Source organism: Devosia lucknowensis (assembly GCF_900177655.1).
Classification (GTDB): Bacteria; Pseudomonadota; Alphaproteobacteria; order Rhizobiales; family Devosiaceae; genus Devosia; species Devosia lucknowensis.
The window spans coordinates 1530332-1544790 of sequence record NZ_FXWK01000001.1; the positions used below are offsets into that span (position 1 = coordinate 1530332).

The following is a 14459-nucleotide window of genomic DNA, read 5'->3' on the forward strand; positions in this document are numbered from 1 at the left end:
CTTTGCCTGTCCCTCCCCGCTGCTAGGAGGGGCAGGTTGCGACCTGAACACCGACCGTCGGTGACGCTTCGCGCCTCCCCGGCCCTTTCCAAACCTGTCCCCGCTCCCTACCTTTGGGCAACATAGGGGACAGCCGAATTTGCCGCAGACGCCGACGACCATCACCGACGAACTGGGCATTGCCCTCACTAATCTGGCGGACAGTGCGACGGGCGTGTTCACGCCCACCTTGCGCCTCGGCGTGACCGGCCTCAGCCGCGCCGGGAAAACCATCTTCATAACGGCGCTGGTGCATAACCTGCTGACCCAGGGCCGCCTGCCCGGCTTCGGGCCGCTCGCCGAAGGACGGTTTATCGGGGCACGCCTCGCTGACTATCCCGACGCCACCATTCCTCGCTTCGCCTACGAGCAGCATCTGGCTTCGCTGACGGCCGATCCTCCGTCCTGGCCCGAAAGCACTAGGCGGATTTCCCAGCTGCGCATCGTGCTCAGATATCAGTCGGCCAAATGGTGGTCAGGCCTGCGCGGACCGGCCACGCTCAACCTCGACATAGTCGACTATCCCGGCGAATGGCTGCTCGACCTGCCGCTTCTGGGCTTGAGCTTTGCCGAATGGAGCGCCGAAGCCCTCGAGCGCGCACGGCAGCCGGGCCATGCGAGGGAAGCCGGTGACTTCCTCGCGGCTCTCTACGGTATTGATGTCTCGCAGCACGCCAACGACCCATCGGCGGAGCGGCTCTCCTCGGCCTTTACCACCTACCTCCGGCGCAGCCGTGAACACGGCGCACTGTCGACCTTGCCACCGGGGCGGTTTCTCCTGCCGGGCGACCTCGAAGGCTCCCCCGCTCTCACGTTCGCGCCTTTGCCGCCGCCGCAGAGCGGTGCTCCGAGGGATAGTCTTTACACCGTTCTGGAAAAGCGGTTCGAAGCATACAAGGCCCAGGTCGTACGACCCTTTTTCCGCGATCATTTCGCTCGCCTCGATCGTCAGGTCGTGCTGGTGGATACCCTGCGCGCCCTCAATACCGGTCCCGAGGCGGTCAACGATCTCGAAACTGCGCTGAGCTCCGTTCTCGCCTGTTTCCGTCAGGGCGAGGCCAATCCGCTCTTGCGGCCTTTCGTGCGCAGTATCGACCGCATTCTTTTCGCGGCCACCAAGGCCGATCACGTTCACCACACCAGTCACGACCGTCTTGAAGCGATCCTGAACCGCCTCGTCGCCAATGCCGCGAGGCGCGCCCATTTCGCCGGCGCCGAAACGCGGTCCGTCGCCATGGCCGGCATACGCGCCACCAGCGAAGGCACGATCCGCGAAGGCGGCGAAACGCTGCCGACTCTGATCGGGACCCCCATGCCGGGCGAGGTGCTGGACGACGTTTCCTACGATGGGATAACCGAAATTGCCTTGTTTCCCGGAGACTTGCCGGAACGTCCGGATTCACTGTTCAAGGATGGCAATCCGGTGGCGCTGAACTTTCTGCGCTTCACCCCGCCGCAAAAGCTCGAGCGCAACTCCGCCGGCGACGTGGTGCTGCCGCATATCCGGCTAGACCGGGCCCTTGATTACCTTATCGGAGACTGGATGGCATGAAGCGTCCTATCGCCCGCCCCACGGCTGCGGCAGACATATCCGCCGAGGCCACCCGTGCGCCCCGCGCTTTCACGCCCCAGCGCGCGGAAATCGTTGAAGTCGCCTTCGAGCCCGAAGCCGAACCCGTTCTCGTGGCCCCGCCACCTCGCCGCATGGGCTGGCTCGGAAAGCTTGTCTGGACCACGGGCGGCATCCTTGTTTCTGCTGGCCTGGGTCTGGCCGCAGATCGCCTGATTCGCGATCTCTTCGCCACGCAGGAATGGCTCGGATGGCTCGGCCTCGGAGTCCTCGGCGCTTTCCTCCTCGCGGTGGCAGCGCTGATTATTCGCGAAATGCTGGCTTTGCGGCGCCTCTCCGTGCTCGACGCGACGCGGGCTGACGCAAGCCGCGCCTACCGCGACAATGACCGCAAGGGCGCGGGTGCCGTGGTCGACCATTTGCGCGTGATCTACGCAACGCGGCCCGATCTCGCTCGTGCCCGCGAGGCGGTCAACATGCACCTGCCCAACCTCTTCGACGGCAATGAAGTCATCACGCTTGCCGAGCGCCAACTGATGGCAGGCCTCGACGCCCGCGCCCGGTCCCTCACGGCAGCCTCCGCCCGACGTGTCGCACTGGTGACCGCCGTCTCACCGAGGGCGCTGATCGACGTCGCTTTCGTGATCTACGAAAGCATCCGACTGGCCGGCGCCATCGCTGCGCTCTACGGCGCGCGTCCAGGCCTCTTCGGCTTCTGGCGGCTGACCGGCTCGGTTCTGGCCCACCTAGCCGTCACCGGCGGCCTCGTGCTCACCGATGGCATCGTCGAGCAACTCGTAGGCCAGGGGCTGGCGGCAAAGCTGTCCGCACGCCTGGGGGAAGGTGTGGTCAACGGCCTCATGACCGTGCGCGTCGGTATAGCCGCAATGCGCGTTGTCAGGCCACTGCCGTTCGAGGCCCTGCCCCAGCCGACGGTGCGCGACTTCATTCCGGAATTGGTCAAGGTGACCACCGATGCAAGCAAGACATCAGGCAGCTAGTTTGAGATCGTCCCGCGCGGCAAAACCTTCAAGCTGCGGCATGGCGAAATAGTAGCCCTGGAAAAGCGTGATCCCCGCAGCCTTGAGGGTCATCAGCTCGGCTTCGGTTTCGATGCCCTCTGCCAGCACCATGATGCCCAGCTGTCGCGCAATGCCAACGATCCCTGCGACCACGGCCTGCCGGGCGACCGAGGTGTCGATGCCACGCAGGATATCCATGTCGATCTTGATGAGGTCGGTCTGGAACTTGGCCAGAAGGCCGAGCCCCGCATAACCGGCACCGAAATCGTCGAGTGCCGTCAGAAAGCCCATGCGCTTGTATTCGGCCACTATGTTGGCGACGTGCGACACGTCGCTCATGCGCTCGTTCTCGGTGAATTCGAACATCAGGCGGCGCGGGTTGAACTGCGTCTTGGCGGCCGCGGCCAGCGTGGCGCGAATGCAGGCGCGTGGCTCGTAGACCGCGTTGGGCATGAAGTTGATCGATAGCCGCGCCGTGGATGAGGCCGGAAGATGGGCTCCCGCCAACTCGATCGCCTTGACCCGGCAGGCCTGGTCGAAAATATAGCGGTTGGCCTCGGTTACCGCCGAGAGAATGGTATGGGCGCCGGCTCCGTCCACACCCCTGACCAGGGCCTCGTAGCCCCAAATTTCACCTGCAGCGACATCGACGATGGGATGAAAGGCCATGGTGAAGGGAACAGGAAAGTCTTCGCCATCGCGGCAGCCTTGGCAGGACGTGGCCATAATTAACCTATGTTATAATGAGGACTACAGTATTTCCTCATCATCACCGATAGGTCTTAAGGCATACACAAAGTCTCACCTGCACAGCACCGTTTTACGGCTCTCTGATCAAGTCCGAGGGCGGCAACTGGATGTTTGAATTCGTCTATTGAAGGACTAAAAATCCTTGGCGGCGCTCGGCGCCAGTGTGAGCGTCAGGCCGTCGAGCGCATCGGAACAGAGGATCTGGCACGAGAGCCGCGAGTTGCTCTTCACGTCGCCGACGCTATCGAGCATGTCCTCTTCTTCGTCGCTGGGCGCACCCACGGCATCCATCCATGCCGGATCCACATAGACGTGGCAGGTGGCGCAGGAGCATGCCCCGCCGCATTCGGCCTTGATGTTGAGGCCCCAGTCCCGAATGACCTCCATGACGCGCCAGCCCTCGAGCCCTTCGAGCTCGTGCACATCGCCTGCCTGGTCGGTAACGGTGATCTTCATGGGGCGCTCCTCAACAGCGCGATGGGGATAGCGGGTTGGTGGGCGACCCGCAAGGGCAGTTTGCCTCCACCTGCACCGCCGTCATCCCGGCGAAGGCCGGGATCCATTTCGCCAACTTAGCATGGACCCCGGCCTTCGCCGGGGTGACAATGTGGGTGTGGAAGCGCAGGCCCTCAGGCCACGCCCAGCTTCTTCTGCAGCTTGGTGCTCGATGTCGTATACTGGAACACCACGCGCTCGCCCGGCGAGATTACGGCCTTGGCGGCCTGGGCCATCAGCGCCGCCTCGTGGAAGCCGGAAAGGATCAACTTGAGCTTGCCCGGATACCAGTTGATGTCGCCGATCGCATAGATGCCCGGCACCGAGGTCTCGAACTTTTCCGTATCGACGACGATCGTGTTGTCGTTGAGCTCCAGCCCCCAGTCCGCCACAGGACCGAGCTTCATCGTGAGCCCGAAGAACGGCAGCAGGCGCGTCGCCGGAATGGAAAGATCGCCGGCATCGGTCGTCAGGTGCACGTGGTCGATCTGGCCGTCCTTGCCGTCGAGCTTGGCGATCTGGCCGAGCTGGAAGTTGATCTTTCCGTCAGCAACCAGCTCCTTCATCTTGTTGACCGACGCCGGGGCCGCCTTGAATGCGTCGCGGCGGTGCACAAGCGTCAGCGTGCGCACGATCGGGGCCAGGTTCAACGTCCAGTCCAGAGCCGAGTCGCCGCCGCCGACGATCACCACGTCCTGGTCGCGGAAGTCTTCCATCTTCCGCACAGCATAGAAGACCGACTTGTTCTCGTACTGCTCGATGCCTTCCACCGGCGGGCGCTTGGGCTGGAACGAGCCGCCACCCGCGGCGATGACCACGACCTTGGTGTGGAAGATCTCATCGGCATCGGTTTCGAGACGGAAGCTGCCATCTGGCTGCTTTTCTATCGAGTTGACCATGCGCGAAAAATGGAATTCGGGCGAGAACGGCGCGATCTGCGCCATCAGGTTGTCAGTCAGCTGCTGGCCGGTGACAACAGGAAAGCCGGGAATGTCGTAAATCGGCTTTTCCGGATAGAGCTCGGCGCATTGTCCGCCGGCCCTATCGAGGATGTCGATAAAGTGGCATTTGATGTCGAGCAGCCCGAGTTCGAAGGCCGCGAACAGCCCGCAGGGGCCCGCGCCAATGACGACGACATCGGTAGTGATCTCAGTGCTCATGTCTCAAGTCCATTCGAACCCGCAGCCGGCTGGCCACGGAATTGGTCCCATCGGGGCGCCTGCCCCGCTCTGCTGTATGGGAACCGCCGCTGTCACCAGCGGCCCCGGCTCTCGCCTAAAGGCGACTAATCCGCTCCACTTATATCAGGAGACGCGGCGAAGAAAGGGCCGCGTGCCCAGTGGAATCTCCGTGAGGCCGACCGGCTGGTAGAACAGCGTCATTTCCGGCAGGCGGTTCTCGATCAGGGCTTCGCGGGTCGGCTCATGCGTCACCACCAGCGCGTTGAAGCCGCAGCGGCGCATATGCGGAATCTGATCCTGCAAGACATCGCCTACAGCCCTGATTTCGCCTGCATATTTGAAGCGCTCGACCAGCAGGCGCGCAGTCGAATAGCCACGACCATCCGAAAACGACGGGAACTTGATCGCCACCGATGCGAAGCGCGACAGGTCGGCTTCCGCCTCTTCGATTTTGTCGCCCGGCACGATCAGCAGCCCCAGCGGATGCGGATTGGCGAGGAACGCCGCGCGGTTGGCGAGGAAGACCGGCAGCGGCACATGCACATATCGGGCTTCGGAGGCGTCTGCACCCTCTTCCCACTCCTTGAATGGATCGGCGATAAAGGCGCCGTCTTTCCAGAGCGTGTGGCGATTTGCGGCTTTCATCGGATTGGCGATCGCTCCACTGAAGTCATAATGGATGCCGCATTCCTTCTTGTTGAGGCCGCGCCACCGTCCGGCACGCGGATCTTCACCCTCGGCAACGATCGAGGTGCAGGGCGCGCAACCAATGGATTTGTAGCCTTTGGCATAGAGCGGGTGCTCGGGCAAGTTGTGCGCCTGCCTGTAGGCCACCACATCGGCATCCGAAAAATAGGCCAGCGGGTTGACCTTGATCCGGTCGTCGCTGGTCAGTTCGAAATGCGGCAGCACGCCGCGCTCTGTAGTCTGGTAGCGCTTGCGCCCCGTAACCCAGCCGCCATACTGCTCTGTGATCGGCTCCAGCGGCTCGGTCTTGCGGATATGGCAGCACGAGTCAGGGTCGGTTTCCCACAGATTGCCCTCGGGGTCGAACCGCTTCACGTCATCCGGATTGGGGTGGATGGCATGCACGTTGACCAGCCCGAACTGCCGCTTCAGCGTCTCGACATAGTCGAGTGTCCCGCGGAAATGCTTGCCCGTCTCGAGGAAGTAGACCGGCATGGACGGATCGACCTGGGCCACCATATGCAGCAGCACGGCAGAGTCGGCACCGAAAGACGAAACGATGGCGAGATCGCCAGGCAGAACATCGCTCACGGCGTAGCGGAGCACACCCAGCGCGTCCATTTCGTCGAACATGCCGTTGAGCGCCAGGATTCCCAGCGCCTTGAGCTTGTCATGCGCCGCCTGAGCGGGTGCAAGTTTAGGCAGTCCCATAGAGGGCCTCCTTGAACGGAGCTTCACCCAGCCGGCGGTAGGTGGCGAGGAAGGTTTCGGCCTCGCTCTCACGCTGGGCGATGTAGAAATCGACGAGCTTCTCGATGGCGCCGGGAACCTGGTCGGCCTCAAAACCGGGCCCGATGATCTTGCCGACCGAAGCATGCTCGGTAGCGTCGCCGCCCAGGGTGATCTGATAGAGCTCGCCGCCCTTCTTCTCGACGCCCAGGATGCCGATATGCCCCACATGGTGGTGCCCACAGGCGTTGATACAACCGGAAATCTTGATCTTGAGATCGCCGATATCTTTCTGTCGCTCCGGAGAGGCGAAAGTGTGCGAGATTTCCTGCGCGATCGGGATCGAGCGGGCATTGGCCAGAGCGCAGAAATCGAGGCCCGGGCAGCAGATCATGTCGGTGATGAGGTTGTTGTTGCCCTCAGCCAGGCCATTGGCGACCAGCACGTCATAGACGGCGCGCAGGTCCCGGACCGCCACATGCGGCAGGACGAGGTTCTGCTCGTGGGTGACGCGCAGCTCGTCGTAGGAATACCGCTGCGCCAGGTCAGCCACGACGTCGATCTGGGTATCGGTGGCATCGCCCGGCGCGCCGCCGACGGGCTTGAGCGAAATCGTCACCGAAGCATAACCGGGCTGCTTGTGCGGATGGAGGTTGTTGTCGAGCCAGCGACCATAGGCGGGGTCGATGATCGACTGATAGGCGACATCCACGCTATCCGCGCCGCGATCGGCAAAATCGGGCGGCGCGAAGTAGGCGGTGATGCGGTCGATCTCGTCCTGCGGCAGGGTCAGTACGCCACCGCGCACTTCGGCGAACTCGGCCTCTACCTGCCCCTTGATGCTTTCGAGACCCTCCTCGTGCACCAGGATCTTGATGCGCGCCTTGTACTTGTTGTCGCGGCGGCCATAGCGGTTGTAGACCCGCATGATGCTTTCCAGATAGGCCAGCAGATGCGCGTTGGGCACGAAGCTGTTGATCAGCTTGGCGATCATCGGCGTACGACCCAGGCCTCCACCGACCCAGACTTCCCAGCCGATTTCGCCGGCGGCATTCACCGCCGCCTGCAGACCGATATCGTGAAAGCGGATCGCAGCCCGGTCATTGGGCGAACCGGTCATGGCGATCTTGAATTTGCGCGGCAGGTACGAGAATTCCGGATGCAGGCTCGACCACTGACGGATGATCTCGGCCACCGGCCGCGGGTCGATGATCTCGTCGGCGGCAGCGCCGGCGAACTGGTCGGTCGTGACATTGCGGATGCAATTGCCCGAGGTCTGGATGGCGTGCATTTCGACGCTGGCCAGTTCCTCGAGGATCACGGGTATATCCTTGAGCTTGGGCCAGTTGAACTGGATGTTCTGCCGCGTCGTGAAGTGGCCATAGCCGCGGTCATAGGTGCGCGCGATATGGGCCAGCTTGTGCATCTGGCGTGAACTCATCGTGCCGTACGGCACAGCAACGCGCAGCATATAGGCATGCAGCTGCAGATAGAGACCGTTCATCAGCCGCAGTGGCCGGAACTGGTCTTCGGAAAGCTCGCCCGAAAGGCGACGCTTCACCTGGTCCGCGAATTGCGCCGTGCGACCCGCCACGAAAGCGGCGTCGAATTCGTCATATCGATACATGCCCGTCTTCACCTAAGTGCTGGCGATCATACGCCTGCCCGTTGAGAGAGAGGGGAGCGGTGGGGCCCGCCGCCCTGATACGTTCGCGCAGGCGCTTGGGGACGATCTGGCCGTCCACCTGCTCGATTTCTTCGATTTCGAGGCTGATCACCCGGCCGGTCGCCTTGGTGGCGGCCAGCGCGGCATCGCGCTCGGCTGCGGCTTCCTTTGGGAAAATGCGCGCCGCCTGCAGGTCCTCGACCCAGTTGCCGTTCCCGGCCAGATAGACCGTGGCGCCCGATGTCAGTTCGTTGCCGGTAAGGATTTCCATCGCTAAGCCACCTTGAAAGAGTTTGCGGCGGCGCTCGCCGCTTCGGACCAGTCGCCGTGCGCCACGGCCCGTCCGACGAGGATGACCGCAGGGCCATCCACGAAATCCACGGCGCCATCGGCCAGTCCGCCCAACGTCCCGGCGTAGGATGTGCTGTCCGATCGCCCGGCATTGACGACGATGCCAACGGGCAGGTCAGGCGCCGCACCATGCGCGATGAGCCGCCGCGCGGTATCGGCCGCAATCGCCTTGCCCATATAGAGCGCCACCGTCAGGCCGGACTGCGCCAATGCGGCCCAGTGGCTGAGGTCGCCGTCGTCCGCCCCATGGGCCGTGGCGACCACGAAGCCGGTCGAGACCTGCCGCAGCGTCACGGGCGTCGCCGTGTCGGCGGCGGCGGCAAGCGCCGCGCTCACCCCCGGCACGATCTCGTAGGCAATGCCGGCCTTGCGCAGCGCTGCGATTTCCTCGCCTGCCCGGCCAAAAATCATTGGATCGCCCGACTTGAGCCGCGCTACCCGCTTGCCCTCTCCCGCCAGCCGGACGATCAGGGTATTGATCTGAGCCTGGCTGAAGGAGTGATGGCCGCGCGCCTTGCCCACGCAGATCTGCTCGGCATCGCGGCGACCCATTTCGACCACGGCCGAAGGCACCAGTTGGTCATGCACGATGACATCGGCTTGCTGCAGCAGGCGTTGCGCCCTCAGCGTGAGCAGGTCCTCGGCGCCGGGACCGGCCCCGATCAGCCAGACCACGCCCTGGCGCGAACCCACGGCCACATGCTGGTCGAGCAGAGCCTCGGCCGCATCCCGATCCATGCCGGGGCGGGTCACGAGGTCCTCGTAATAGCGACGGCGGGCGGCGCCGTCGTGAATCAGGCTTTCAACCCGATGACGCAAGCCACCGGCAAGACTAGCGATTTTCCCGATTCCCGGCGCCAGCAGCGCTTCGATCTGAGCGCGCACGAGCCGGGCCAGCACCGGCGCATCGCCTTCGGTGGAAATGGCAACCGTCAGCGGCGCACGCTCAACGATGGACGGCGTGTAGAAATCGCACTCCGCCGGCACATCGACGACATTGAGTGGAATACCCAGCCGCCGGGCTTCGCGCTTTGCCAGTTCGGCATCGTCGCTTTCCTCGGCAACGAACACCAGCGCTGCGCCAACGATGTCGTCGACGTTCAGGCCGCGCTGATGAACGCTGACTGGAAATGCGGAAAAATCGGCTTCGATCTGTCGGGAATAAATCTCTATCGAAGCAGTAGTCTTAGAAACCAACCGGACTTTGTTCAGGGCTTCGTCGGCGCCGCCGACGATGATGATCCGTTTGCCCTTGACCTTGAAACTCAACGGGAAAGTGTTGAGGGAGCCCATAATCGTCCTGTTCGAAAGATGCCGGAAAATACGCCGAACCGGGCACCCGCAACAAGGCGTTGGAATTCAATAGCTTTTATATTTCCCTGCGCGTCACGCCGATGGAAAGGCACGATGGCGTTTGCGCCCGCGCCGCCAAATGAATCTTCGGCGGCCGCAGCCGGAGAAAATTTTGCTCAGCCCTGCCGGCTGGGCACATGCACCACCAGGCCGTCCAGAGCATCCCGCACCTTGATCTGGCAGCTCAGACGGCTCGAATCTTTCACGTCGAACGCAAAATCCAGCATGTCCTCTTCCATCGACGAGGGGCCACCGACCGTCTCGCGCCAGGCATCGTCGATATAGACATGGCAAGTCGCACAGGTGCAGGCGCCACCGCACTCCGCCACGATGCCCGGTACCGCGTTCATGATGGCCGTTTCCATCACCGTCGCGCCATTCTCCGCTTCGGTATCGATGCGTTCGCCATGCGTGGTGACATACGTGATCTTGGTCATGTTGGGCCTGTTTCAGTGCGGATTAGAGGTCGAGCAGACCTTCAAGATAGTGCTTTTCGATGCCGAACATAGCCTTGACCGAAGCGATGCGCTCAAGTGCCGCCTCACGCGACCCGGCAGCACCCTTCTGCGCAACGATGAGGTTGTTCTTGGGCGTATGCGCGTCAGAAACGAATTCGAACACCTTGGTCCTGTAGCCACAGGCTTCGAGCAACAGCGCCCGCAGGCCGTCCGTCACCATCTCGGCCTGCCGTTCCATGAACGTGCCGTGGCGCAGGAGGAAATCGAGCCGGTCATCCGACTTGCCGGCTTCGATCTGGCGACGGATTTGCTTGTGGCAGCAGGGTGCAACCGCGATGAGCCCCGCCCCAGCCTTGATGCCCTGATAGATGGCGTCGTCGGTCGCCGTATCACAGGCATGGAGCGCGATAACCGCATCGGCGCCCGACGCGTCGTAGTCGAGGATCGAGCCCGCCTCGAAGCGCAGGCCCGCAAAGCCGCTGTCCTTGGCCAAGGCATTGCCGGAGGTCACGAGCGCGGGGCGCAGTTCGACACCGATGATCTCGGCCGCCTGCCCTACCCGGTTGGCAAGGTAGTCGTAGAGCGCGAAATCGAGATAGCCCTTGCCCGCACCCATGTCGAGAATGCGTGGCGTCTTCGCCTTGAGCTGCTGAATCAGCGGCGCAAAGATTTCGACCATCTTGTTGATCTGGCGGAACTTGTCCTGCGCGTCGTTGCGCACGGCGCCGTCCTTGCCGGTGATGCCGAGCGCATGCAGCCACGGGGAGGATGTATCGCTCAGCGCCCGATTTTTCGACCGGTCGTGGCTGGCCTCGACGGCATCGCGCCCGGCCACTTCACTGCGCTTGAGCCGCTGCTTGTCGCCCTGCCGCTCGAATTGCAGGTCGATCCCCGTCGTCTCGAGCCGTGCGCTGCGATATTCCGTAGCGAGTCCGTCCGCGAGAAATGCCTTAGCCTCATCGAGCGGAATATTCTTGGTGATGTCGCGCGTCTTGTAGCGAAAGACCAGGCTCAGCCGCTCTCCCGCCTTGATCGCGACCTTGCGCCCCTCGACCGATTTGAGATCGGCCTCTGCCCCGTGATAGCCGCCCAGCTTCAGTCGCGTGATCGTGCCATCGGCAAAAGCGTCGCCGAAGGCCGCCACGAACTCGCCGATGCGATCGGGTGCACTCAATGCCGTTCCTTCGTCGTCAGGAAGCGGATTTTCGGCCAGTCCTGTTTCGCACGGTCCGCCCACCAGGAATTCTGCGCGAGGAAGACCGGCGCCTCGGCACGATCCTCGGCCATGTTCACCTTCTGCGCGGCAATAAAGCGCTTCAATTCATCCGGGTCATCGCTTTCGACCCAGCGGGCGACCTCGAAGCCCATGCTCTCGAAGGTGATCGGCACCCCGTACTCGCCCGCGACTCGCGCCGCCAGCACTTCGAGCTGCAGTTGTCCCACGACGCCGACGATCCAGTCAGCGCCCACCATGCGCCGGAACACCTGGGTAACGCCCTCCTCGGCCAGGTCGGACAGCGCCTTCGACATCTGCTTGGTCTTCATCGCGTCGGTCAGGCGCACGCGGCGGATGATTTCCGGCGCAAAATTCGGAATGCCGGTGACGTTGATTGCCGCGCCCTCGGTCAGCGTATCGCCCACCGACAGCGTGCCGTGATTGGGAATCCCCACGATATCGCCGGCCACCGCTTCTTCCGCCAGTTCTCGGTTGTTACCGAAGAAAAACATGGGATTGGAGACCGCCATGTCCTTGCCGGACCGCACGTTCTTGAGACGCATGCCGCGCTCGAACTTGCCCGAACACAAGCGCACGAAGGCAATACGGTCGCGGTGATTGGCGTCCATGTTCGCCTGCACCTTGAACACGAAACCAGTGACCTTCTTATCGCTGGGCTCGATCGGCGCCGGCACGGCCGGCTGCGGCCGTGGCTCCGGCCCCCAGTCACCCAGGGTGCGCAGCAACTCGGCCACCGACACGCCCTTGAGCGCCGAGCCGAACAGGACCGGGCTCAGGTGACCTTCGTGGAACGTCTCCAGGTCGAAGCCGGGCAGCATGGCCTGCGCCATTTCCAGCGTTTCCAGCGCCGTCATGAACACCGGGTTGTCGACCAGTTCCTCGACATCGAGCAGATCTTCGAGGCTCTCGAACTCGGCGATGCTCTTTCCCTGCGGATTGAGCACCCGCTTTTCCACGAGATCGATATAGCCGCCAAAATCGACACCCTGCCCGATCGGCCACAGCACCGGAGTCAGGTCGAGCGCCAGCTTGCTCTGGATTTCGTCGATGAGGTCGAGCGGCGACTGTCCTTCGCGGTCCACCTTGTTGATGAAGGTGATGATGGGAATGTCGCGCAGCCGGCAGACTTCGAACAGCTTCAGCGTCTGCGATTCAATGCCCTTGGCCGCGTCGATCACCATGATCGCGGCGTCCACGGCCGTCAGTGTGCGATAGGTGTCCTCGGAAAAGTCCGAGTGGCCCGGCGTGTCGAGCAGGTTCAGCGTCAGACCGTCATAGTCGAAGGTCATCACCGACGAGGTGATGGAGATGCCGCGCTGCTGCTCCATTTCCATCCAGTCCGAACGGGTCGAGCGCGCCCCTGCCTTGCCGCGCACGGCGCCGGCCTGCTGGATGGCGCCGGCCGCCGCCAGGAGGCGCTCGGTCAGCGTGGTCTTGCCGGCGTCCGGGTGCGAGATGATCGCAAAGGTGCGGCGCAGGCGAAAGGGTTCAGTACTGGGCCGGGGCGAAACCGCGGCGGCATTGGACAAGGACATGGATCTGCTGAATGCTGTCGGGGCAAAAGGCCCAAAATCATATGGTGCGCTCTATAGGCGCTGGCAATGCCGCGGTCAAACCGCGGCCCTGCCCCGATCAGCGTCCGATCTCAGAACTTGTAGCCGATACCCGTGCGGAAAGCGTGCGACACCACGCCCGTCTGCGTCTGGTCGTGCCACGAATTGGCCGAACCGAGCGCGGTGTAGCGGTATTCGGCGCGCGCGAAAAGTTCATCGCTGAAGGCAAATTCCGCGCCAAGACCTGCCGTCCAGCCATAGCCACCGACCGTGGCCGCCGCGATACCGGCTGTGCCGTAGACATGGAAGCTGTCGACCGCATAGCCGAGGCGGGAGCGCAAAGACCCCTGGACGGCGCAGTACCAGGCAGGCGTGGCGCAGGCCGCGGCCTGGTCGTAGCCGTTCCAGTCCACGTCCGCTTCCACGCCATAGACGAGACCGTCCTGCTCGTAGTTCACGCCGGCGAAGAAGCCGCCGATGAGACCGAAACCTTCGAGCACCCCGTTTCCGGGCACGGTGATGCGGTTGTTCTGCCCGCCGATCGACGCACCCAGATATTGGCCGGACCAGGTCGAGGAGGAATAGCCGTATTCGGTGAATTCATGCACCGGGGTCAGGGGCGCGAAGGAATAATCGGCCGCCGTCACGGGGGACGCGGCAAGGACGAGTGCGGTACTGAAACAAAAACGACGCATGATAACCCTCCGGTACATGGGAGGATTCTGCGGGATTATGCTTAATGGCCGATTAAACGCGGCCGATGCCCCGCTACACCCCTGGTGCCGAGCCCGTTAAACCTCTTCGTTGGCCAGCATGCGCGCGATGAAATCGCGCACTTCTTCTACCGCCATGCCGAGGTCCCCTACCCGCTCAGGCGCGAGGGGCCGGCCGGCCTTGAGATCCTTTTCGAGCGCGGTGGCCAGGTCGCTGACCCCCCATGCTCCGACGCCGGCTGCCGCACCCTTGATGGAGTGCAGATTGATTGCGAGGTCGTCAAAGCTCGTCGACAGCTTCAGCCGACCGAAATAGGTGCTCAGCGTTGTGTCGAAGAGACGCAGGATCTCGAGTTCGAGGTTTTCATCCCCGAGGCACTGCTTTGCCAGATGCACGAGGTCCACCGGCCGCATGGGCCGCTTGGCATTTTCCGCGGGCGCGTGTTCGACGATAGCTCTTTGCGCCATGGCAGTCTGCTCCTGGTGGTCCGGGAGGGTTGAACCTCCATTGTGGGCAACCGTAAGCCTCGCGCGTGAACAGGGAATTAAGCCACATCTTCGCCTTTGTTTGCCCCTCCATTCCTTAACGTTTCCCACCCAAAAATTAACCTTTGAGTAAGAAACCGTTCGGTTTGCATAAAATTGAATGTATGAA

Annotated in this window: 14 protein-coding genes; 2 read left to right on the forward strand and 12 right to left on the reverse strand. The window is 62.9% G+C overall.

Annotated features, from left to right (window positions below):
- Window positions 1–139 precede the first annotated feature (139 nt).
- Window positions 140–1591, forward strand: a complete 1452-nt coding sequence (locus CCK88_RS07495; protein ID WP_086469833.1) for a YcjX family GTP-binding protein — start codon at window positions 140–142, stop codon at window positions 1589–1591.
- Complete coding sequence (locus tag CCK88_RS07500) at window positions 1588–2610, forward strand: YcjF family protein (protein ID WP_086469834.1); 1023 nt, start codon at window positions 1588–1590, stop codon at window positions 2608–2610. Before CCK88_RS07495 ends, CCK88_RS07500 begins: the two co-directional genes overlap by 4 nt.
- Here the strand turns inward: CCK88_RS07500 and CCK88_RS07505 are convergent.
- The 12 genes from CCK88_RS07505 to CCK88_RS18405 all read right to left on the reverse strand — a co-directional run bounded on the left by CCK88_RS07505 (window position 2599) and on the right by CCK88_RS18405 (window position 14272).
- Window positions 2599–3357 (reverse strand): EAL domain-containing protein, encoded by a 759-nt coding sequence (locus CCK88_RS07505; protein WP_086469835.1) that lies wholly within the window; start codon window positions 3355–3357, stop codon window positions 2599–2601. The genes CCK88_RS07500 and CCK88_RS07505 overlap by 12 nt on opposite strands.
- Window positions 3358–3513: 156 nt before the next feature.
- The gene (locus tag CCK88_RS07510; protein WP_086469836.1) at window positions 3514–3837 is read right to left on the reverse strand and encodes a 2Fe-2S iron-sulfur cluster-binding protein; all 324 of its coding nucleotides are present in this window, start codon (window positions 3835–3837) and stop codon (window positions 3514–3516) included.
- Window positions 3838–4010: 173 nt separating this feature from the next.
- Window positions 4011–5036 carry an NAD(P)/FAD-dependent oxidoreductase gene (locus CCK88_RS07515; protein WP_086469837.1) on the reverse strand — a complete coding sequence of 342 codons (1026 nt, stop codon included), beginning with the start codon at window positions 5034–5036 and terminating at the stop codon, window positions 4011–4013.
- A gap of 144 nt (window positions 5037–5180) precedes the next feature.
- Entirely contained in the window at window positions 5181–6455 is a 1275-nt protein-coding gene (locus CCK88_RS07520; protein ID WP_086469838.1) for a phosphoadenylyl-sulfate reductase, read from the reverse strand.
- On the reverse strand, window positions 6442–8100 hold the full coding sequence (locus CCK88_RS07525; protein WP_086469839.1) for a nitrite/sulfite reductase: 1659 nt from the start codon (window positions 8098–8100) through the stop codon (window positions 6442–6444). Before CCK88_RS07525 ends, CCK88_RS07520 begins: the two co-directional genes overlap by 14 nt.
- On the reverse strand, window positions 8087–8410 hold the full coding sequence (locus CCK88_RS07530; protein WP_086469840.1) for a DUF2849 domain-containing protein: 324 nt from the start codon (window positions 8408–8410) through the stop codon (window positions 8087–8089). The genes CCK88_RS07525 and CCK88_RS07530 overlap by 14 nt, the downstream gene beginning before the upstream one ends.
- A 2-nt stretch (window positions 8411–8412) precedes the next feature.
- Window positions 8413–9783 carry a siroheme synthase CysG gene (gene cysG, locus CCK88_RS07535; protein ID WP_086469841.1) on the reverse strand — a complete coding sequence of 457 codons (1371 nt, stop codon included), beginning with the start codon at window positions 9781–9783 and terminating at the stop codon, window positions 8413–8415.
- Between the two features lie 176 nt (window positions 9784–9959).
- The gene (locus CCK88_RS07540) at window positions 9960–10280 is read right to left on the reverse strand and encodes a 2Fe-2S iron-sulfur cluster-binding protein (protein ID WP_086469842.1); all 321 of its coding nucleotides are present in this window, start codon (window positions 10278–10280) and stop codon (window positions 9960–9962) included.
- Window positions 10281–10302: 22 nt separating this feature from the next.
- Window positions 10303–11475 (reverse strand): class I SAM-dependent methyltransferase, encoded by a 1173-nt coding sequence (locus CCK88_RS07545; RefSeq protein WP_086469843.1) that lies wholly within the window; start codon window positions 11473–11475, stop codon window positions 10303–10305.
- A complete protein-coding gene (locus CCK88_RS07550) occupies window positions 11472–13073 on the reverse strand; it encodes a peptide chain release factor 3 (protein WP_086469844.1) in 1602 nt (533 codons plus the stop codon). The genes CCK88_RS07545 and CCK88_RS07550 overlap by 4 nt, the downstream gene beginning before the upstream one ends.
- Before the next feature lie 110 nt (window positions 13074–13183).
- A complete protein-coding gene (locus CCK88_RS07555) occupies window positions 13184–13786 on the reverse strand; it encodes an outer membrane protein (protein WP_170926388.1) in 603 nt (200 codons plus the stop codon).
- Between the two features lie 96 nt (window positions 13787–13882).
- Window positions 13883–14272, reverse strand: coding sequence for an Hpt domain-containing protein (locus tag CCK88_RS18405; protein ID WP_086469846.1), 390 nt, complete (start codon window positions 14270–14272; stop codon window positions 13883–13885).
- Between the last annotated feature and the right edge of the window lie 187 nt (window positions 14273–14459).